Raw genomic sequence first — 20538 nt, forward strand, 5'->3', positions numbered from 1 at the left:
TGTCGTCTGGGGGTGCAAGAGATGTAGACAGCCAATGTCACAATATGAAATTATCGTATCTTATATTTATCCAAACGCCACGTTATCAATCGATGCTCAACGCCACCTGGATCGAGACCTTCACCGTCCTCGCCGAAGAGGGACATTTCACCCGCGCTGCGGAGCGGCTGAACATGACGCAGCCCGGTGTTTCGCAGCATCTGCGCAAGCTCGAACAGCAGCTCGGGCAGCGGTTGATCGCGCAGGATGGAAAGAGCTTCAGCCTGACCACCGCGGGAGAAAAGCTCCGAGAGCTCGGCCTGACGCGGCGCGCCGAGGAAAGAGCGCTGCGCGAGGCCATCACGCGGGATGACCCGGATGTCGGAGAGCTTCGGCTTGCCTGCTCGGGCAGTTTCGCGATGCTTTTCTACCCGCGCGCAATCGCGCTGATGCGGGAGGCTCCCGGCCTCGCGATCCACGTCGAGGCTGCACCTCAGGCCGACATCCTTTCGGGTGTCCTGGACGGGCGCTTCGATCTCGGGGTGGTCGGCGAAGACCCGGGGCATCCACGGATCGAAGCTCAGCATGTGGGGCAAGAGGAACTCTGCCTCTTGCTACCGATGCAGGCAGGCGGGGTTGCCGCGTTCGACGACCTCGAGACCCTGGGCCTCATCGCGCATCCGGATGTCTATCGTTACGCCGACGATCTCTTGCCGCAGAACTTCCCGGGAGCCTTTACCGGATCGGACAGGCTGAGGGTTCGCAGCTACGTCAACCAGATCGGCCAGATACCGGCCCCCGTCGCCGAAGGTGTGGGCTACACCCTGTTGCCGCGCAGCGGCCTCGCGGCATTCCTTCTCGCGGATCGTGTGGATGTCGCGAAGCTGCCAATCCCGCAGTACCAAGAGCTATGGTCCATTTGGCCACGTGGGCGCCCCCCGAGCGTGCGCCTCAAACGCATCAAGTTGCTCATCGAAGAGCTTGCAGGCACTCTTGATTGAGATGATCCGCATTCAGCCTCGCGCCGAATGAACAAGACCCGCGCCTCGTTCAGGGCGCGCGGGCGCCGACCATGCGTGACCTCCGCGCCGCTCAGAAGCGCGTCGCCCAGCGGGGGTGCGCGTCATCGATCACCAGCGCATGGCTGTGTTGGTGCCCGCCCTTCAGGTGCGGGTGATCGGGCGGCAGGTTGTCGTGGCTGTGCGCGACCTCGGTGGGATCGCCCGCCGGCCAGAGACGCAGGGCGAGCAGGATCCCGGCCCCCGCCAGCAGGGCAAGGACGAGCAGCGCGGGCACCGCGCCGAAGCGGGTCATCAGCCAGCCCGAGAGGGGATAGCACAGAAGCCAGCAGGCGTGGCTCAGCGCGAATTGCGCGGCAAAGAGCGCCGGGCGATCCTCGGGGTGGGCCGAGCGGCGCAGCAACCGGCCGGAGGGCGTCTGGACGGCGCAATAGCCGAAGCCGACCAGCAGCCACGCGAGCAGCAGCACGCCCCAGTGCAGGCCGGAGGCGAAGATGGCAGTCGCCAGCCCGAGCAGCGTCGCCACCATCAGCCCGGCCCCCACAAGCATGACCGGACGATCCGGCAGCCGGTCGAGCAGTCGCGGCAGCAGCAGAGCCGCCGCCATCGATCCCGCGCCGAAGGCGAACATGGTCCAGGCCAGCGCGCTCTCCGAAAGGCCGAGCGTGCCGCGCACCAGCACCACCGAGTTCACCAGCACCATCGCCCCGGCCGCCGCGACCGCGAGGTTCAGCGCCAGCAGCCCGCGCAGGCGCGGCGTGGCGAGGTAGATGCGGATGCCGCGGGTCGTGCGGTCGTAGATGCCGCGCGGCTCGGAGTCCTTGGGGCTCGGCAGCAGCACCGAGACCACCAGCAGCGCCGAGCCGACGAAGCCCGCCACCGTGCCGAGGAACAGCGTGTTGTAGCTCATCACCGCCAGTAGCAGCGCGGCCAGCGTCGGGCTGACGATGTTCTCGAGGTCATAGGCGAGGCGCGAGAGCGAGAGGGCGCGGGTGTAGCGCGCCTCCTCGGGCAGCACGTCGGGGATCGTCGCCTGGAACGTGGGGGTGAAGGCGGCCGAGGCCGATTGCAGCAGGAAGATCAGCACGTAGACCTGCCAGACCTCGGTGACGAAGGGCAGCGCCAGCGCGCAGGCAGCGCGCACGAGATCGAGGGCCACCAGCAGCGCCCGCCGGTTCACCCGGTCCGCGAAAGCCCCGGCGATGGGCGCGATGCCGACATAGGCCACCATCTTGATGGTGAAGACCGTGCCCAGCACCATGGCCGCGCCCTCGCCGGCCAGGTCGTAGGCCAGCAGCCCGAGGGCCACGGTAGCAAGCCCGGTGCCCAAAAGGGCCACCACCTGTGCCAGGAAGAGATGCCGGTAGGTGCGGTCTTTCAGGATGTCCAGCATGGGGACCTCAAAGGAAGCGGGTGATGGCCTTGAGCTCGGCCCGGTCGTGCTCGGAGCTGTCCGCATCGAGGCAGTGGTCCAGGTGATCGTGGATCAGCGCCTGTTTCGCATTGCGAATGGCGCTTTCCACGGCCTGCAGCTGGGTGGCGACCTCCAGACAGGGGCGCTCCGCCTCGATCATCTCGACAACCGAGCGCAAATGGCCCTCGGCTCGTTTCAGCCGGGCGACAAGTTTGGGGTGGCTTGCATGGCGATGCGGCTTTGTCATGCCGATTCATTATCCCCCCACGGGGGATGTGGCAAGGTGGTCGGGGGAAGCCGCCTCTCCTACCCTCTTGACAGGATCTTGCGGGCCGACAGAGCGGGAGCCGCCCCGAATTGATCCGGCGCCGCAGATCATCGCGCACCAAGCCCTGAGCGCCGCCCGGGAGACGAGCCACAAAACCTCATTTCCGTAGAAGTTAGGACATGTGTCTGGTGCCCGTCGGTGAAGCAGGGCCGATCCCTCGTGGCCGAACGAACCGACCCTCGGGGCGTCAGTCAATCGGCAGCATCAGATGGGCATAGGGAGTTCCCGGCCACATGACCCACGGCGCGCCGGCACCTTCCGGGACCTCCGTCGGGTAGCTGTCGAGCAGCGGTTGAGCGCCCTTGCCCAGGAGCATGACATGCGGTCCGGTAACGACCCAATGATTGTCCGCTGTCTCGCCCTCGGCATGCGGGTCGGTGTTGCTGGCGCCCTCGTCCCCCAGCAGCATGTAGACGAAGCCGAGCGTGTCCGGCGGGTCCTCGTTCATCATCCAGGCCTGCAGGAAGCTCATCGCCGCCCCGTCCGCGCACATCGGGTTGGTGCCGGGGTACATACATGTCCAGCCATTGCTGCCCTCGCGAAGGACCTGCATCTCACCGCTCGCGGTGGGGTTCAGCAGCGTGGAATTCGCGAGCACCGCCGCCGGCGCAACGCCGTCGAGCCGGTCCATCAAGCTGTCCACGGTGACGTCGGTGGCCTGACCCAGGGCCGTTGAGGCGAGCAGGATCAAGGTCCCTGCGGTCGCGTAGATTTTTGGGCATGTCATGGTAGCGTCCTCCTCATTCAGGTTCACGCTATCGCCGCCCGGGCTTCTCCCGCACGACGGCGGTAGTGGCGCCACTATACGCCTATAGGCTTGAGACGGCAAAACATTCGTCTTGTCGGGTCTGGGTTGAAACCACGGAAAATAGAGTCCCGCATAAGTTGTCATGAGCGGGATCGGCGTCAACAGAAAGCCCCGCGGACCGCTCTTGACCTTCCAGCGCGGGAAGCTCCTACCTCTACCGTCGCACAGCAGAAAAGGAATACGCGATGAGCCTCTACAGGGTCGAAGACATGAGCTGCGGTCACTGCGTGGCCACGATCAAGGACACCGTCGCGGCGACCGAGCCCATGGCAAAGGTCGCCTGCGATCTGCCGTCGAAAACCATCTCCATCACCGGCGCAAGCGACGAGGACGCGATCCTGCAGTCGCTGAAGGTCGCGGGCTACGCGGCGGTGCCGGGCTGATACCGGGCTTTCCGCTGACCGGGGTCCGCTTCTGACACTCCCGGACCGTACCCCGTCAGCCCGCCAGCAGCTTCTTCCGGGCAGCGTATTCCTCGGGCTCGATCTCGCCCCGCGCGAGGCGCATGTCGAGTTCCGCGAGCGAAGCCTGATGGCCTTTCGAGGCACCTCCCAGCTCGTTCTTTCGGACGAACCAGAGCACCCCGACAACCACGACACCGAGCACGATCAGCCACAGGACCGGGCCGAAGACCATCGTCACGCCGTGGCCGAAACCCCAGTCCATCATGTGACCGTCCCCCTCCAAGTCCGCCATCGCAGGCGTGGCGAGGAGCATTGTTGTGAACAGAAGACGTTTCACGCCGGCCTCCCAAAGCTGGTTCCCCGACTCTCGAGTCTCCCACCAACCCTGCCTCTCGGCATTGACGCTGCGCAAATGCGCCAACACATCCGATCCCGGCTTCGTGAGGCCTATGCGGTCTCTCCAGGAATTTGGCTTCAGGCAGCCTCCATCCCAACGCCCGGACGACCGCCGCCCGCAAACGATTTCGGCCCTCCCGCAGTCCTCCGCAGCTATAATGTACGCCACGAGCGCGTCTCTCGCCCATGGCGGCACCTTGCCGGAACGTCTTGACCTTCCCCCCACTGGAAGCCTCATTTGTAGCGGGACACTGACCACGACGACCGGAGGTTCCCATGACCCAGGCTCACGACTCGCAGGGCGCAGCGCCCCATGGCGCGGCGTCGGAGGTCACCCGCGATCCGGTCTGCGGCATGACCGTGGATCCTGCGGCGGGCAAACCCAGCCTCGAGTACGGCGGGCACCTCTTCCACTTCTGCTCCGAAGGTTGCCGCGAGAAGTTCAACGCCGATCCGGAGGCTTATCTCACCGCCACCGATCCCGTCTGCGGCATGAAGGTTGACCGCTCCAGCGCGGCGCACATGCTCAAGCACGAGGATGCAAAGCATTACTTCTGCTCGGCGCGCTGCCAGTCGAAATTCGAGGCCGACCCCGCAGCCTATCTCGGGACCACTCCCGGCCCGCAGAAGATGCCCGAAGGCACGAAATACACCTGCCCGATGCACCCCGAGATCATCCGCGATGCGCCCGGCGACTGTCCGATCTGCGGCATGGCTCTGGAGCCGCTGATGCCCTCGGCGGAGAGCGGCCCCAACCCTGAATACCTCGACATGAAACGCCGGCTGAAGATCGCAGCCCCGCTCGCGGCGCTGGTCTTCCTGCTCGAGATGGGCGCGCATGTCGGCCTTCCCTTTGCCGACTGGATCGGGCACGGCCGCTTCGGCTGGGTGCAGTTCGCGCTGGCGACGCCCGTGGTGATCCTCTGCTGGCCGTTCTTCAAGCGAGGCTGGGCCTCGATCGTCAACCGCGCGCCCAACATGTGGACGCTGATCGCGCTCGGCACCGGGGCGGCCTATGTCTTCTCGTTGGTCTCGCTGCTGGCGCCGGGGCTCTTCCCGGCGGCGATGCGCGACGGCATGGGCATGACGCCGGTCTATTTCGAGGCGGCGGCGGTGATCCTCGTGCTGGTGCTGGTCGGGCAGGTCATGGAGCTGGCGGCGCGCGAGCGCACCGGCGACGCCATCCGCTCGCTCTTGGACCTCGCACCGAAGACCGCGCGGCGGGTGAAGGATGGTACCGAGGAGGATGTGCCGCTGGACGAGGTCGCCTCGGGCGACATCTTGCGTGTGCGCCCCGGCGAGAGCGTGCCGGTGGATGGCGTGGTGACCGAGGGGCGTTCGTCGGTCGACGAGAGCATGATCACCGGCGAGCCGCTGCCGGTCGAGAAGACCGAAGGCGCGCCGGTCACCGGCGGCACGCTCAACAAGACCGGCAGTTTCCTGATGCGGGCCGAGAGCGTCGGCTCCGAAACCACCCTGTCGCGCATCGTCGAGATGGTCTCCAAGGCGCAGCGCTCGCGCGCGCCGATTCAGGCGATGGCCGACCGGGTGGCGGCGTGGTTCGTGCCCGCCGTGGTCGCGGTGGCGGTGCTGGCCTTCCTTGCATGGGTGGTCTTCGGACCGTCCCCGGCGCTCTCCTACGCCTTCGTCGCGGCGGTCTCGGTGCTGATCATCGCCTGCCCCTGCGCGCTTGGCCTCGCGACGCCCATGTCGATCATGGTGGCCACCGGGCGCGGCGCGCAGGCGGGCGTGCTGATCCGCGACGCCGAGGCGTTGGAGCGGTTCTCGAAGGTGGATGTGCTGGTGGTCGACAAGACCGGCACGTTGACCGAGGGCAAGCCGACGCTGACCGACGCCGAGCCCGCGGAGGGCATTGAGAAGTCCGAATTGCTCGCCTTCGCCGCCGCGCTGGAGCGCGGCTCCGAGCACCCGCTGGCCGAGGCGATCACCGCCGGCGCGCGCAAGGCCGGGGCGCCGGAGCGCGAGGCCAGCGACTTCGAGGCGGTCACCGGCAAGGGCGTGACCGGTCGCATCGGCGGCCAGCGCGTGGCGCTCGGCAACGCGGCGCTGATGGCGGATGAGGGCCTGGACCTCGGCCCTCTCAAGGACCGGGCCAGCGCACTCCAGCGCGAAGGCAAGACCGCGATGTTCGTCGCCGTGGACGGGCGCGCCGCCGGGCTGGTGGCCGTGGCCGACCGGGTGAAGGAAAGTACCCCCGAGGCGATCCGCGCCCTGCATGCGGCCGGGCTGCGCATCGTCATGGCCACCGGCGACGCCGAAGCCACGGCAGAAGCCGTCGCGAAAGATCTGGGCATCGACGAGGTGCATGCCGGGGTCAGCCCCGAGGAGAAGCACGCCCTCGTCGAGCGGTTGCGCAAGCAAGGGCTCTCGGTCGCCATGGCCGGCGATGGGGTGAACGACGCGCCGGCGCTGGCCGCCGCCGATGTCGGCATCGCCATGGGCACCGGCGCGGACGTGGCGATGGAGAGCGCGGGCATCACGCTGGTCAAGGGCGATCTCGGCGGCATCGTGCGGGCGCGACACCTCGCCGAGGCGACAATGCGAAACATCCGCCAGAACCTCTTCTTCGCCTTTGTCTACAACACGGCGGGGATTCCGCTGGCGGCGGGCATCCTTTACCCGCTCTTTGGCATCCTGCTCTCACCCATCGTTGCGGCGGCGGCGATGAGCCTGTCGTCGCTTTCGGTGATTGGCAATGCGCTACGGCTGCGGGGGGTGAAGCTGTGAGGCCGGCCTTCGGATCTGCGCGCTCTGGTTGCCGCTCCCGCAAAATCATGAATTTGGGTGAGGTCGTTCCAGAACAACGCGCTGTCCAGAAGGGCTCCAGCCCTTCCGGACGGCCATTTCGGCCGCGCGTCTGACTGTGTTGACGAACCCCGGCAATAAGTCCGCATCAAAGGAGGTCACTTGCGTTTCGCTTGGCTCATCATTCTGCTCGTGGCGATCTTCGCCGGGCCGCTCATGGCGCTGGCTGGAAGCCCTTCTCCGCTGACGCATGGCAGCTGCTGCGAGACGGAAAGCGGGAGGCTGTCACATTCGGACGGGGTCTGCGCGCATGCCTCTGGCTGCTGCACCAGCGCCGAAACACCTTTGCTGCATGACCTTTGCCTTCCCCTGGCCAAAGCCCAGTCCGTCGGCCTCCCGGAGGCGACCTGCGGCAGTTCGATCCGCACGTCCGTAGACCCCCCGCCACCGCGCGCCTGACGCGATTGAAGCCGCCGGGCCACGTCCGGCATTCCAGCTATACGGGCCGGTGAAGCCGGCCTCCCGTCAGGACTTGAACATGAAGAAATTCCTCATTCCCGCGCTTGGTGCCGCCTGTGCTGGGGCCGTCGGCTACGCCGTCTGGCCCGTCACGCCCGAAGCTTCCGCTCCTCAAGAGGGCGCTGCCTTTGTGGCGGTCACGCTGCCGGACACGCTCTCGCAACAGGGGGAACTGGGCAAAAACGCCTTCGATGCTGTCTGCGCGGCCTGCCACGGTGAGAACGCCGCCGGCAAGATGGGCTTCGGTCCGCCGCTGGTTCACAAGCTCTACGAGCCGTCGCATCATGGCGACATGGCCTTTCTTGTCGCCGCGCAGCAGGGTGTCCGGGCACACCACTGGAAATTCGGGAACATGCCGCCGCAGCCCCAGCTGACCCAGGCCGAGGTGAAGACGATCATCGCCTATGTCCGAGAGCTGCAACGCGCAAACGGGATCGACTGAGATGAGCTTCACACGACGCGCTTTCTGCGCCGGACTCGCCGCGGCTCCGCTGACACGGCACGCTTGGGCAAAGGCGGAGTCGCCCCTCCTGACGGCGCGCGCGGCCACCGTCCAGCTCGCCCCGGAGGGCTACCCGGCAACCGAGGTCTGGAGCTATGACGGCTTGCTTCCGGGACCCCAAATCCGCTTGCAACAGGGAAGCCGCTTGATCCGGCGCCTGGTCAACGATCTGGAGGTACCGACCTCGGTACATTGGCACGGCATCCGCATCGACAATGCAATGGACGGCGTGGCCGGGCTGACGCAGGACGCCGTGCCGCCGGGCGCGAGCTTCGACTATGCGTTCGATCTGCCGGATGCCGGAACCTATTGGTACCACGCGCATACCAATTCAATGGAGCAGGTTGCGCGCGGCCTCTCCGGCCCGCTGATCGTCGAGGAAAGCGCGCCGCCCGATGTCGATCGCGACGAGGTGTTGATGCTCGACGACTGGCTGCTCGACCCGGAGACCGGCAGCTTCGCCGGGGACTTCGGAAACCCGATGATGCGCAGCCACGCAGGGCGCATGGGCAATCTTCTGGGGATCAACGGCCGGTACGACTTTTCGCTCGACGCGCACCACAACGAGCGCCTGCGTCTTCGGCTGATCAACGCCGCCAATGCCCGGATCTTCGTGTTGCGGCTCGAGGGGATGACGGGCTGGACCGTGGCGCTTGATGGCATGCCGCTGGCGCAGCCCGAGCCGGTGAGCGCCGAGATCATCCTTGCCCCGGCGCAGCGCGTCGATCTGATTGTCGACGTCACTGCCGAGGAGGGCAGGCCCGCCGCGCTGCTCAGCTACGCCGATGATGACAGCTGGCAGGCGCTGGCCGAGGTGGTGGTGACCGGCCGGACGAGCCGCACCGCGCGCGGGGCGCCTGCCCCTCTGCCGCCGAACCCACGCATGGCGGTGACTGGGCTCGCCGATGCGGAAATCCGCGAAATGCGGATGGAGGGTGGCGCGATGCGCGGCATGGCCTCGGGCCGGTTCAAGGGACAGGACTTGGATTTCCAACAGCTGGTGCAGCGCGGTCAGTTCTGGGCGCTGGCGGGCCAGGTGGGACTTGGAGACGCGCCCTTTGCCCGCTACGTGCGGGGGGAAACCGCGCGTATCCGGCTGGTTAACGACACAGTTTTCCCGCACGCGATGCATCTTCACGGCATGCATTTCCGCACGGTCGCCGCGGATGGCACCCAGGGTCCGATGCGCGACACGCTGCTCGTCAGGCCGCAGGAAGGCGCGGAGATCGCCTTTGTCGCCGACAACCCGGGCAAATGGCTGCTGCATTGTCACATGCTTGGTCACGCGGCCTCGGGGATGACGAACTGGATCGAGGTGGACTAAGCCCCCCTCGCAGACAGTATGACGGACCGGCGGTGCGGGGTTCCTTCGCGCCGCCGGCACCGCTGGTCAGGCCGTGGCCCGTACCTGAAGCTCAGTCATCATGCCTTTCGCCAAGTGCCCCATGTGGTGGCAGTGCATCATCCAGCGGGCCGCCTCACCTGCGTCGAAGGCGACCGTGACCGAGCCCATCGCCGGCACGAAGACCGTGTCTCGCAGCGCGCCCTGCACGGGCTGATCCCCGATTGCGACGACTTGGAAGACATGGCCGTGAAGATGCATCGGATGCGCCATCATCGACATGTTGTGAAACATCATCTCGACCCGCGCACCTTGGGGTACCGCGATCGGCATGTGATCCTCCCAGACCGCCCCGTTGATTGTCCAGACATAGGGGTTCATCGTGCCGCCGAGCATCACCATCTGCCGCACATCCGGTTCCCGGACCGCAAGCGGCGAGGCGGCGCGCAGGGCAAGCTCCTGCCGCATGTCGCCCGCGACGGGCGGGGTCTCGGTTTCGGCACGGGTGGGCAGGCGCGGCACCGCGGCACCCTCCGGCGCGAGAATGAGGCCGGTCTGCTCGTGCGCCCCTTCCCGCAGGGCAAGGACCGGCCGGGCCACCCCGTCCCCGGGCATGTCGAGGTCGATCTCCATGCGCTGGCCCGAGGCGATTGGGAAGCGCGTGCCGGTCAGCGGCTCGACGGCGTCCCCGTCCACCGCGACCAACCGAGCCTGCAGTCCCACGGTGTCGATCCAGTAGGCGGTCATCGACGAGCCGTTGATGATCCGCATGCGTATTCTGCCATTGCGCTCGACCGTCACGACCTCCGGATCGTCGAGGGTGCGATCGTTGGCGAGATACGCATCAAAGTCGAAATCGTTGAGATCCATCGGCATGCCGGACATGCTGCCCATCCCCGCCATCCCCTGCATCTTGCCCATGCCTGACATTCCGCCCGTCGGGGCTTTGGCCTCGCCGTGGTGCATGGCGCCATGGTCCATCGGGGCTGGCGCATGCGCCTCGCCATGGTGCCCACCGGTGCTGCCAGAGGTCTCGGCGAGCACCTCTTCGGGGGATTTGAAGCTGAAGTCATGTAGGAACATCACCACTTCCTGTCGGTCGGCGGCTATCTCCTCGGGGCTTCGCACGATCAGCGGGGCCGCGAGCATGGCGATCTCCTGCTGCGGGATATGGCTGTGCATCCAGAAGGTGCCCGTGCGGGGCGTGAAATCGTAGGCGCGGCGCTCGCCGACCTTCAGCATCGGGTTGGTATTGGGCGCGCCATCCAGCGCGTTGGGCGGGATCTGTCCGTGCCAGTGGATGATCGTCTCGACGTCGAGACCATTGGCCAGATCGACGGCGAAACGCTGGCCCGGATCGAGGGTGAGCCCCTGCCCTCCCGCGCCATTGGTCAGCCCCATGACGGTGGCGGCGCGGCCGTTCACCTCGATGGTGCGGGTGCTTGCGGTGAGCGAGAACCGGTCCGACGCCGCCCGCGCCCTGGCGGGCAGGAGCAGCGAACCGGACACGGCGGCGGAAGCGGCAAGAAAGCCGCGGCGGGAATATCGGGTCATGATGATCTCCGGAAATTAAGGTGTCGCAGGGCGGGACAGAGTGCCGAGGAGATCAGCGTTTTGGCGGCGGTGAAGACGGTGCGAAGTCTCTGGAAGACAAGGAGACATCGGTGAGCGAGGCCACGACCCGCGAGACCTGCGCCTTGCCGGGGCCGGAAAGATCACCTATGCAGGCCGCGTCCAGCGGAAGGCAATGTGCCTCGCACATCTGCGCATGGCTCTTGTGGTCCATCTCTCCATGCCCGGCGGCGTCTTGCTGCGCGGCGTGCCCCGGGTGCGCCTCGATGCTTGCGTGGTGATCGCAGTGGAACGCACCGAATGCCATCGCGCGCACCGGCCCGGTCGGCAGCGCGGTCCAGACCCCGAGCAGGGTCAGCAGAAGCAGACGAAGCACGAGCCGTGTCATGGCGCGAAGCTACGCGCAACGCGGGTCGGCGTCAGATCACGTTCGCGACATGAGGGTAAAGCCGGCGCGGCAACCCGCGCAAACCGTGCAGATCACCCGCTGCAAGTCCAGAAGCCACGCTAGATCGCCCAATCGTGCCAAAGCAATCTTGCCAGGTCGCCTCTGTGGCCGTGGCAGCCGAAGTCTTGCCCGTATGCGGATCGCACCCAACTCCGTGCTGACCCGTCAGAGCCAAGGTGTTCATAGTCGCCACTGGATGCGCCACCGCTTCAAGCAAGCGCTGGCGGCGCCGGATGTCGGCGATCCGCCTGCGATCCATACGCGCAGCCCCGAAGGGAAAGCGATCATCGTCCATCCAACACGGACGAGAGACGGGCCAAGGGTATCAGGTCGGATTTTGCAACCCGTCCAAATCACCGTCAGGCGGCCCTCGCCGGAGGCCTGCGTTGCGCCTCACGACTGCAGCGAAATATTCCTCAGTTTGAAAGGTCTGCTTTCGATCTTGCCGATACCGGGGGGGAACGCAGCGCAGGATCGCCGCGTTGAGCGCTCAAATAGAAAGGCGTTTGACATGAATAGGTTTCTTCTCGGAAGCGCCTTGGCGCTCACCTTGTCTTCGACATCCCTTTGTGCTGCTCCGATCGCCACCAAAGCCGGTGCCACGGGCTCGACCGGTGCTGAACAAGTCTGGCTCGCCAAAGGCAACGGAAATGGCAACGGTCACGGCGGCAATGGCAAGAAGCTGTTCAAGAAGGGCCATGGCAAAGCCGGGAAGGGCACCTCCGGTCACGGCAAGGCCGAGGCAGGAAATGGACATGGCAAAACCGGCAAGGGACATGCTCAAGCTGGCAACGGCAAGCCCGATCATGCAGGGGGACCGCCGCCGGGGGCCAATGGCAAAGGTGCCACGCATGGATCAAATGGGAACCGCAAAGGCGCCAGCGGCCGCCCCGCCTTCACCTCGGCAGAGCGCGAAGACCTCACGCGCCGCCTCGTTTCTACACCCGCTCCCGCCGGCCGCGACATGGCACGTCTCGCGGGGGCGACCGCGCTCGCCTTGGCGACTCCGCAGCTGCTCGTCGCGGACATTCCCAAAGATGAGCTCATTGCCTACAGCAATTGCCCGCCGGGCCTCGCCAAGAAGGATCCCCCCCTGCGTGCCGCCGGGTCTGGCCAAGAAAGGGGTGACCTACGATGAGTGGGCCTCCTACGATCAGGATGGGTACGACGAGCTCTGGCGCGAGCATCGCAACGACTGGCTCGGCTCCGATTTCGATGGCGAGCCGGATCCCGAGCGTCTCCTGCTTCGGTCGGACCAGATCGCAACGCTCTTCGGCCTCGATCCCGCGCCGCATGGCCAGCGGTATGGGTTGATCGATGGCATGCCGGTCCTGCTCGACCAGGACGATTACAGGTCGCTGCTCTTGGTAAACGAACTGGCACAGGTTGAAGACCTGACGGATGGTGCGCGGATCGCGCCCACGGCAGCCCTCACGCAGGATGAAATGATCGACCTCTACCGTTTGCCGCACCTCGGTGCCGGTGACAATTACGCCGTGCTGAACGGTCAGCTCGTGCAGTTGAAAGACTCGGAATACGAGCTCCTCCAGATGCTCCGCATTGCCCGGGCGGTCCTGTAGCCGCTGAGGTGAAGGAAAGCCCAAGCGCTTTGTCCAAAGGCGGCGTGGTCATGAGGAAGAGGGCCTCGACGGCAGTGGTATTACTGATCGGTGGGCAGCCGCCACTCTGCCGCGCCAAGCCAGCGCGCTGCAGTTCAGCATGTCGACAACGCCCATTCCAGCAAAGGCAACGGTAGGAGGGAATTTACGCGAGCTTGATGCTGTAACCGCCCCCGGCCCCTTCGGAAAGCAGCGCCAAGCAGAAGCGGCGCAGACGACATGCGATCAGCGCGAGAAGCCCCAGCATCATTCGCTGGCTTGCTCGTGATCCTCAGCGAACTGGCGAGCTGCCAGCAGCACCGGCATCAATGCTGCGCCACGGTCAGTCAGGCGGTACTCCACGCGAGGAGGCTTTTCGCCAAAGTCCGTTCGCCGGATCAGCCCGTCGGCATAGAGGCGGAACAGGATCGGCAGTTTCCATCGCCCGCTGATCATCTTCAGGCAGCGGGTCACTTGGGCCACCGCGCCATCCGGTCCCAGACAGGCGCTGCGGTCCAGATCGGGCACAGGCACCTTTTTGTGCGTTCTTGCGGGATCCATCCGATCGCTTCTACATCACGGGCTCAACATAGACAGAGCCCGAACATGGATCTACTTCTTGACGGCAGGATCGCCTTGGTGACCGGCTGCAGCGAGGGCATCGGCGCGGGGGTCGATGCGCTGTTGACCGAGGCGCGCGCCGTCGGCGAGATAGACATCCTTGTCAACAATGCAGGCGGCTCGGGTGGCACCTCGGACTGGAGCTCGACTGAAGCCTCGGCATGGGCATCGAGTTATGAGGTGAACGTGCTTGCCGCCATGCGGATGACAAAGTCCGTGTTGCCGCAGATGCGCCGAGCCGGGTGGGGACGGATCATCAACATCTCCAGTCTCGCCGGACTGATGCCGCCCGTCGGAAACCCCGATTATTCTGCTGCCAAGGCAGCGATGCTGGCGATGATCGCCTCCATGGCCAAGGCCGTGGCGGCCGAGCGGGTGACGGTGAACACCGTGTCGCCCGGCACCCCTGGCTGCTGGCGGAAGAGATAACGGCGCACCGGGCGTACGCCCGAAGTATCATGACGCTTACTATGCCGCCTTTGTCATCGACCCGGCCGGAAACAACGTTGAAGCGGTCTTCCAGGGCCCTGCGTGAGCGTGCCGGCCGTCGCGGCGCAGGAAAGTGACGATCCGCCTGGCGAAGCCGCGTCGCCGCGTTGGTCCGACAGGCAGATGTCCGCAGAGGGCCCGCGCTACGGGGTGACCGTCCGACCCGACCATGTCGGGCCGGACTTGGCAGCAACGCGACGTGTCAGTCCCAGTCGGGCGCCAGCCCTTCGGGAGAGACAATGCGTCCGTTCGGGCCTGCCAGCGCATCGATCCGCGCGACCTCCTCATCGCTCAGGGTGATCTCGGACGCTGCGAGGTTGCCAGACAGACGCGCGACCTTTGCGGTTTTCGGCAGAGCCACCGTCCCGGGCTTGTGCAGCAGCCACGCCAGGGCGATCGCGGCCGCGCTGGCCCCGTGGGCCTCGGCGATCTCGGCCAGTTCGGGCTCGTCCATCACCTTGCCTTGCGCCAGCGGCGCATAGGCCTCAAGCGGGACGCCCCTCCCCTTCAGGAACGCCTGCAGCCTTGCCTGGTCGATGAACGGATGCATCTCGACCTGATTTGCCGCAAGCGGCGTGCTCAGAACCTCCTGGGCCTCCTGCAGCATCGGGATGGTGAAATTCGAGACACCCCCAAAGCGCACCTTGCCCTCCGCGATCAGCGCGTCCAGCACGGGCAGTGTCTCGGAAAGCGGCACCTCCTTCGAGGGCCAGTGCAGCAACAGCAGGTCGATGTAGTCGGTGTCGAGGGCCCTCAGCGAAGTCTCCGTCGCCTTGCGGAAATCGCCCGCGGCAAAGTCCTTTGGCAGGATCTTCGTGGTGACGAAAACGTCGCTGCGTGGCACGGGCGAGGCCCGCAGCCCCTCGCCCACCTCCACCTCGTTCCCGTAGGCCTGAGCGGTGTCGATGTGGCGATATCCCTCGGCCAAGGCCGCAGCGGTCATCTGTCGCGCCTCGCCCGGGTTCATGCGGAAGGTGCCGAGACCAAGCGAGGGGATGCCGGCGGGGCCGATTTTGCGTATGGTCATGAGGGGTCCTTTCATTCAGCAGGGACAGGGGAAGCGGTGCGGTCGAGACGACCGGACAGCCGGGTCAGCAGCACGCCGAAGGCAACGACGGCAGCGCCGAGGAAAGGGGTGGCAGCTAGGCCGATGCCTTCGACGGTCACGCCGCCAAACCATGCGCCAAGGGCGATGCCCAGGTTGAAGGCACCGATGTTGAGACCCGAGGCCACGTCGATGGCGTCCGGCGCCACATCCCGGGCGATCCGCACGGTGTAGACCTGAAGCGGCGGAACGTTGGCAAAGGCAAACCCACCCCAAACCGCGATCACGACGATGGTCGCCACGGGCGAGGTCAGCACCAGCCCAAGCCCCAGCAGCACCACTGCCAGCCCGCTGAAGATCAGCGTCAGCGCTGGCACCGCGCCCACGCGGTCCGCCAATTTGCCGCCCAGGATATTGCCCACCGCGACGGAGGCACCGTAGAGCAGGATCACGAGGCTCACCGCCCCAGGGCCAAGTTCGGTCACGTCAGTCAGCATGGGCGCGAGATATGTGAAGGCAATGAAGTTGCCGCCATAGCCAATTGCGGTGATCAGGTAGACCAGCAGCAGCCGCGGCGCGGTCAGTACCCGTGCCTGCGCCCGCAGGCACGGCGCCGAGCCCTGCCGCAGGTTTGAAGGCACCAGAGCCGCCGAAGCGAACAGCCCGATCACACCAAGCAGGACCACTCCGAGGAAAACCGATTGCCATCCAAAGATTTGGCCGATCCAGGTGCCAAGCGGTACGCCGGTCACAAGGGCGACGGTCAGCCCTAGAAAGACCAGCGCGATGGCCGAACTTTCCTTGGCGCGGTCCACGAGATTGGTGGCAATGGTCGAGGCGATGGCGAAGAAGACGCCATGCGCAAGCCCCGTAAGAAAGCGCGCGGCGAGCAGGCTGTTGTATCCGGGGGCGAAGGCGGCAAATGCGTTGCCGGCGATGAACAACGTCAGCAGGGCCAGCAGCAGGGTCTTGCGCGGAACGCGCCCGGCGAGCGCGGTCAGCACCGGCGCACCGATGGTCACGCCAAGCGCATAGACGCTGACCAGAAGCCCGGCCGACGGCAGGGACACGCCAAGATCCGCGGCAATGGTTGGAATGAGGCCGACGATCACAAATTCGGTGGTCCCGACGGCAAAAGCGCTGATGGTTAGCGCCCAGAGGGCTAGGGGCATGAGAGGTCTCCTGTTTCGACTTTCGCCGGCAAGATGGCTCCACTAGGCTTTTGCGTGAACAGGCAGGTTCGCAAAGGATCGTTGCGCAAAGTGCACGAATTACCCCAAACCCGAGAACTCGCCGCCTTCGTCGCGGTGATCGAGGCTGGAGGCTTTGCCGAGGCAGGGCGGCACCTTGGCGTCGCACCGTCGACGCTCAGCCGGACTGTCAGTCGCCTCGAAGAGCTCTTAGGCGTCATGCTCCTGCGCCGCAGCACCAGAGCGATCGAGTTGACGCCAGAAGGACGGGATCTGCTGGTCGCGGCGCAAGATATCGTCACACGCACAGAGGCCCTGGCGGACCTCGCGGACCGGGGACGTGCCCCGCGCGGGCCCCTACGGGTGAATGCGCCGGTGGCTTTCACGCTACATGTGATCGCCCCGCACCTGGCCGAATTTCACGCGCTTTTCCCGGATGTTCAGGTGACGCTCGACATGACGGATCGGCCTGTCGACCTGATCGACAGTCATGCGGATGTCGCCATCCGGTTTGGCCCCCTGCCCGACAGCGAGTTGCTTCAACGGCCGCTCGGCAGAACGCCCTGGCAGCTGGTGGCGGCCCCGGCCTATCTGGACCGCGCGGGTTGGCCGGACCGTCCCGAGGACCTTGCGCGCCTGCGGCAGGTCCGCTTCACCGCGCCGCAACACATCAACACCCTGCGGTTCGAGGGGCTCGAGGCACCGGTTGTCGTTCCAGCATCGGTCCAGGCAGAGAACGGCGAGGCCGTGCGTAGCCTCATCCTTGGCGGCATGGGCATCGCCAGGCTCTCAGAGTTCATGGTCGGCGAAGACATCGCGGCGGGTCGCCTTGTCCCGCTGTTCACCGGTCAATTGATTGCAGCACCCCTGGAAATTACGGCGCTCTACCTGACCCGAATTTCCGGGCTCCGGCGGTTGGCGGTCTTCCTCGACTGGATTGGCACTAAAATCGCCCTGTGACCGGGCAATCGCCTGCTCACTGCGGGTCCTTCGATCATGGCGAAAGTCTGCAGGTTGGACTTGGGGGGGGAGTGGTTCCCCGTTTGGCTCAAGCGCGCCGGGCGCGGAGCACCCAGCTTGCTCAAGGGCGCGGCGCGCCTGCTGCGGAATCTGGGCGCCAATGCGCGTCTAGCTTGCGGTGAAATCGAGCCCCTTTACCCGCGACGCGGCAAGCCTCTCCTCGTCCCAATCGATCCCGAGACCGGGGCTGTCGCTCGGGTAGGCCCGACCGTTCTCCATCCGCATGGGCGCCTTGGTCAGATCCTCCAGCTGCGGGATGTATTCCAGCCACGGCGCATTCGGGATCGCGCAGACAAGGCTTACGTGCAGCTCCATCAGGAAGTGCGGACAGACCGGCACATTGTGCGCCTCGGCCATGTGGGCCACCTTCATCCAGGGCGTGATCCCTCCGATGCGCGCGACGTCCACTTGCACGATGCTCGCCGCATTTCCGACGAGGTAGTCCTTGAACTGGCTGAGCGAATACATGCTCTCGCCGACAGCGACCGGCACGGATGTGCGCGCCGACAGGACCGCGTGTGAGGCAACGTCGTCCGCCGGCATCGGCTCTTCGAACCAGGCGATGTCGAGCGGCTCGAGCACCTTCGCGCGCCGGGTCGCCTCGGCGAGATTGAAGGACTGGTTGGCGTCCACCATGATCTCGAACCCGGGACCGACAGCTTCGCGGACAGCCGCAAGCCGCTCCCGGTCTTCGCTCAGGTGCGGGCGCCCGATTTTCACCTTGCTGCCCGCAAACCCAGCGGCCTGCGCCGAAAGCGCATCGGCGACAAGGTCCTCTGTCTCGATATGCAGCCAGCCGCCTTCGGTCGTGTACATCGGAACGCTGTCTTTCGCCCCTCCCAACATACGCCAAAGCGGCTGCCCCGCCCGCTTGCAGCGCAGGTCCCAAAGCGCCGTGTCCACCGCCGCCAGCGCAAGCGACGTGATCGCCCCGACGCTGGTTGCATGGGTCGAAAACAGCAGGTCGCGCCAGATGCGCTCGATCGCCTCGGCCTCCTGTCCGATCAGCCGGGGAACCAGTGTCTCGCGCAGAAGCGAGATGATCGCGGGTCCGCCCTGCCCGATCGTGTAGGAATAGCCGAGCCCGCTTGCACCGTCGGCATCCGTGATCCGGACGAAGGGCGTTTCCTGGCTCACGAAGCTCTGAATCGCGTCCGTGCGCTTCACCTTCGGAAGCAGGTTCGCCATGAATATCTCGACGCGCTCGATCTTCGCCATGTTTCCCCCGGGGTTGCGACTCCAACGATGGGATGTTGCAGCGCGCGGACACAGTGGGTCAAGATATTGCTCAGGCGCCTCCTCGACGCTCTAGATGTTGCCCTCCGCCGACAGCGCTCTCTAAAGACCCAACGTCCGACTTTTCATTTCCGAGCGGATAGCATCTACCGGATACCTTCGCTCTCCTTGTGCTCATGCTCGGCACGCTTTGGAGCACGACGGATGCGAGTGCGCCGAGCTTGACGCTGCAGACAGCTTGGTTCGGCAGCGCTGTTGCGCCGAAGCAAGGGCAGTCGGAAAGGTGGGGCCGCAGGGCCACAATGCGCTCGGTGGCTCGTGAAACTCCAGCGTGGCTGCGCGACGGGCCGCAAGCCGCAAGAGGCGGGCCCGGCTCCGCTGAGTTCGTTCCTCGAAAGCTGCAGTTCAAGCGGAGCACAGCCCCGCAGAATTGATCCAGGCGAACGCCCTGCGCATGGTGAACCGATCGACGCAGGGGAACGGCAGTCGCACAAGGCTGACCCCGCGGAGAATTGGCATTGCCACAAGGGGCCCGAAAACGACATCGAGCCGTCGCTTCTTGCCGCGACAGCGCCTTGCGTATCTGTGCCTAACCGACCCATGCGCCTACCACTTTCCTTCGCCGCCCTCTTCCTTTCCGTCATCCTGCAGCAGCTTTCCTCCGGCGGCGTCGGCCCGCTGGACGCGCTCTCTGGCTTCGCGCTGCATTTCACCACCGCCGAAATCGGCATTCTCGGCTCGGCACATTTCGTCGGGTTTTTCATCGGTTGCTGGTGGGCGCCGCGGCTGATGGGGTCGGTCGGACACAGCCGCGCCTATGCCGCATTCACCGCCGCCGGGGTCATCGGGCTCGTCGCCCACCCACTGCTGACAACTCCCGAGGCTTGGGCAATCTTCCGCATGGCCACAGGCCTGTCGGTTGCCGGTGCCTACACGGTGATCGAGGCCTGGTTGCAGGCCGAAGTGACCAACGAGACCCGCGGCCGCGCCATGGCCGCCTACCGGATGGCCGACATGGGCGCGGCGCTGGTGGCGCAGATGCTGATCGGCGTGCTCGAACCGGCGCATTACGTCAGCTACAACCTGCTGGCGCTGCTGTGCTGCACCGCCATGCTGCCGATCACCCTGACGCGCCGAGCGCAACCGACCACGCCTGCCACACCGCGCCTGCGGCCAGGTCTTGCCGGAGCGCGATCGCCGCTGGCCGTGGCGGGGGTCATTGTTTCGGCGCTCTCGGGTGCCAGCTTTCGCATGGTGGGACCGATCTACGGCGCGGGCGTGGGCCTGCAGCCTGATCAGATCGGCCTCTTTCTTGCCGCCTACATCGCCGGCGGCGCGGCCGCCCAATATCCCGTCGGCTGGCTGGCCGACCGTTTCGACCGGCGCACAGTGCTGATCTGGCTTTCGGTCGCCTCGATCCTCGTCTCGGCGGCCACGGCCACCTTCACCGGGCTCTCCCCCGCCGGAGTCATGGCCATGGCCGCGGTTTTCGGCGTGGTGACCTACCCGATCTACTCAGTTTCTGCGGCCCATGCCCATGACTTCGCCGACAGTTCCGAGCGGGTGGAGCTCTCTGCCGCGCTCATGTTCTGGTACGCGGTCGGCGCCATTGCCGCGCCTTACGGTGCCGCACTCTTGATGGCGGCCTTCGGCCCTGCCTCGCTCTTCGCACTGATTGGTGCGGGACACCTCGTGCTGGTGATCTTCGGCCTAATCCGCATGAGCGCGCGCCCGGCAGCGCGCCGCACACCCTACGTCTACGCGCCGCGCACCAGCTTTACCATCGGCCGGCTACTTTCCCGACAGCGCGAGGAGCGAGACTGACTTCCGGCGCTATCACCT

At 66.0% G+C, this 20538-nt stretch carries 20 protein-coding genes and 2 pseudogenes; 11 read left to right on the forward strand and 11 right to left on the reverse strand.

Features of this window, described 5'->3' with window-relative positions; genetic code table 11:
* Nucleotides 1-92 precede the first annotated feature (92 nt).
* On the forward strand, nt 93-980 hold the full coding sequence (locus tag CLG85_RS13765; protein ID WP_095881638.1) for a LysR family transcriptional regulator: 888 nt from the start codon (nt 93-95) through the stop codon (nt 978-980).
* A 91-nt stretch (nt 981-1071) separates the two neighbouring features.
* Here CLG85_RS13765 and CLG85_RS13770 read toward each other — a convergent pair whose 3' ends face one another.
* From CLG85_RS13770 to CLG85_RS13780, 3 genes are all read right to left on the reverse strand, one after another.
* Nucleotides 1072-2391, reverse strand: coding sequence for an MFS transporter (locus CLG85_RS13770; protein WP_095881633.1), 1320 nt, complete (start codon nt 2389-2391; stop codon nt 1072-1074).
* A gap of 7 nt (nt 2392-2398) precedes the next feature.
* The gene (locus CLG85_RS13775; RefSeq protein ID WP_095881634.1) at nt 2399-2659 is read right to left on the reverse strand and encodes a metal-sensing transcriptional repressor; all 261 of its coding nucleotides are present in this window, start codon (nt 2657-2659) and stop codon (nt 2399-2401) included.
* Between the two features lie 268 nt (nt 2660-2927).
* On the reverse strand, nt 2928-3467 hold the full coding sequence (locus tag CLG85_RS13780) for a hypothetical protein (protein ID WP_095881635.1): 540 nt from the start codon (nt 3465-3467) through the stop codon (nt 2928-2930).
* A gap of 266 nt (nt 3468-3733) precedes the next feature.
* On the opposite strand from CLG85_RS13780, the gene CLG85_RS13785 reads away from it, so the two are divergent.
* Complete coding sequence (locus tag CLG85_RS13785; RefSeq protein ID WP_095881636.1) at nt 3734-3931, forward strand: heavy-metal-associated domain-containing protein; 198 nt, start codon at nt 3734-3736, stop codon at nt 3929-3931.
* Nucleotides 3932-3986: 55 nt separating this feature from the next.
* Here CLG85_RS13785 and CLG85_RS13790 read toward each other — a convergent pair whose 3' ends face one another.
* Nucleotides 3987-4289, reverse strand: coding sequence for an SHOCT domain-containing protein (locus CLG85_RS13790; RefSeq protein WP_235865351.1), 303 nt, complete (start codon nt 4287-4289; stop codon nt 3987-3989).
* A 335-nt stretch (nt 4290-4624) separates the two neighbouring features.
* Here CLG85_RS13790 and CLG85_RS13795 point away from each other — a divergent pair, with 335 nt between their 5' ends.
* The 3 genes from CLG85_RS13795 to CLG85_RS13805 all read left to right on the forward strand — a co-directional run bounded on the left by CLG85_RS13795 (nt 4625) and on the right by CLG85_RS13805 (nt 9459).
* Nucleotides 4625-7096: a heavy metal translocating P-type ATPase gene (locus CLG85_RS13795; protein WP_260349112.1), complete on the forward strand. Its 2472-nt coding sequence runs from the start codon at nt 4625-4627 to the stop codon at nt 7094-7096.
* Nucleotides 7097-7652: 556 nt separating this feature from the next.
* Nucleotides 7653-8075, forward strand: coding sequence for a c-type cytochrome (locus CLG85_RS13800; protein WP_260349113.1), 423 nt, complete (start codon nt 7653-7655; stop codon nt 8073-8075).
* A gap of 1 nt (nt 8076) precedes the next feature.
* Nucleotides 8077-9459: a multicopper oxidase family protein gene (locus tag CLG85_RS13805; protein ID WP_095882031.1), complete on the forward strand. Its 1383-nt coding sequence runs from the start codon at nt 8077-8079 to the stop codon at nt 9457-9459.
* 66 nt (nt 9460-9525) lie between these two features.
* On the opposite strand, the gene CLG85_RS13810 is transcribed toward CLG85_RS13805, so the two are convergent.
* A complete protein-coding gene (locus CLG85_RS13810; RefSeq protein WP_095882032.1) occupies nt 9526-11031 on the reverse strand; it encodes a multicopper oxidase family protein in 1506 nt (501 codons plus the stop codon).
* Nucleotides 11032-11083: 52 nt separating this feature from the next.
* Complete coding sequence (locus tag CLG85_RS13815; protein WP_095882033.1) at nt 11084-11425, reverse strand: hypothetical protein; 342 nt, start codon at nt 11423-11425, stop codon at nt 11084-11086.
* Between the two features lie 205 nt (nt 11426-11630).
* On the opposite strand from CLG85_RS13815, the gene CLG85_RS13820 reads away from it, so the two are divergent.
* Together CLG85_RS13820 and CLG85_RS13825 are read left to right on the forward strand one after the other, a co-directional pair.
* Nucleotides 11631-12635 (forward strand): hypothetical protein, encoded by a 1005-nt coding sequence (locus tag CLG85_RS13820; protein WP_260349115.1) that lies wholly within the window; start codon nt 11631-11633, stop codon nt 12633-12635.
* On the forward strand, nt 12622-13077 hold the full coding sequence (locus CLG85_RS13825; protein WP_260349116.1) for a hypothetical protein: 456 nt from the start codon (nt 12622-12624) through the stop codon (nt 13075-13077). The genes CLG85_RS13820 and CLG85_RS13825 overlap by 14 nt, the downstream gene beginning before the upstream one ends.
* Before the next feature lie 285 nt (nt 13078-13362).
* Here the strand turns inward: CLG85_RS13825 and CLG85_RS13830 are convergent, their stop codons facing one another.
* On the reverse strand, nt 13363-13656 hold the full coding sequence (locus tag CLG85_RS13830; protein WP_095882035.1) for a winged helix-turn-helix transcriptional regulator: 294 nt from the start codon (nt 13654-13656) through the stop codon (nt 13363-13365).
* Between the two features lie 45 nt (nt 13657-13701).
* On the opposite strand from CLG85_RS13830, the gene CLG85_RS13835 reads away from it, so the two are divergent.
* Together CLG85_RS13835 and CLG85_RS13840 are read left to right on the forward strand one after the other, a co-directional pair.
* Nucleotides 13702-14145 (forward strand): SDR family NAD(P)-dependent oxidoreductase, encoded by a 444-nt coding sequence (locus tag CLG85_RS13835; RefSeq protein WP_235865376.1) that lies wholly within the window; start codon nt 13702-13704, stop codon nt 14143-14145.
* Nucleotides 14117-14251 (forward strand): annotated as a pseudogene (locus CLG85_RS13840) (VOC family protein); the annotation flags it as partial. The gene CLG85_RS13835 and the pseudogene CLG85_RS13840, both read left to right, overlap by 29 nt.
* 156 nt (nt 14252-14407) lie before the next feature.
* Here CLG85_RS13840 and CLG85_RS13845 read toward each other — a convergent pair.
* Both CLG85_RS13845 and CLG85_RS13850 read right to left on the reverse strand, forming a co-directional pair.
* Nucleotides 14408-15232 carry an aldo/keto reductase gene (locus CLG85_RS13845; protein WP_095882036.1) on the reverse strand — a complete coding sequence of 275 codons (825 nt, stop codon included), beginning with the start codon at nt 15230-15232 and terminating at the stop codon, nt 14408-14410.
* Between the two features lie 11 nt (nt 15233-15243).
* A complete protein-coding gene (locus CLG85_RS13850; protein WP_095882037.1) occupies nt 15244-16422 on the reverse strand; it encodes an MFS transporter in 1179 nt (392 codons plus the stop codon).
* Nucleotides 16423-16476: 54 nt separating this feature from the next.
* Here CLG85_RS13850 and CLG85_RS13855 point away from each other — a divergent pair, with 54 nt between their 5' ends.
* Nucleotides 16477-17400, forward strand: a complete 924-nt coding sequence (locus CLG85_RS13855; RefSeq protein ID WP_235865377.1) for a LysR family transcriptional regulator — start codon at nt 16477-16479, stop codon at nt 17398-17400.
* Between the two features lie 34 nt (nt 17401-17434).
* Here the strand turns inward: CLG85_RS13855 and CLG85_RS13860 are convergent.
* Together CLG85_RS13860 and CLG85_RS13865 are read right to left on the reverse strand one after the other, a co-directional pair.
* Nucleotides 17435-17562: pseudogene (locus CLG85_RS13860) on the reverse strand (IS3 family transposase); the annotation flags it as partial.
* 6 nt (nt 17563-17568) lie between these two features.
* The gene (locus CLG85_RS13865) at nt 17569-18678 is read right to left on the reverse strand and encodes a mandelate racemase/muconate lactonizing enzyme family protein (RefSeq protein ID WP_095882039.1); all 1110 of its coding nucleotides are present in this window, start codon (nt 18676-18678) and stop codon (nt 17569-17571) included.
* A gap of 618 nt (nt 18679-19296) precedes the next feature.
* Between CLG85_RS13865 and CLG85_RS13870 the strand changes: the two genes are divergently transcribed.
* Nucleotides 19297-20520, forward strand: a complete 1224-nt coding sequence (locus CLG85_RS13870) for an MFS transporter (protein WP_095882040.1) — start codon at nt 19297-19299, stop codon at nt 20518-20520.
* The last annotated feature ends 18 nt before the right edge of the window (nt 20521-20538 follow it).

Origin of the sequence: Alloyangia mangrovi, from assembly GCF_002300555.2 — a bacterium.
GTDB lineage: Bacteria > Pseudomonadota > Alphaproteobacteria > Rhodobacterales > Rhodobacteraceae > Salipiger > Salipiger mangrovi.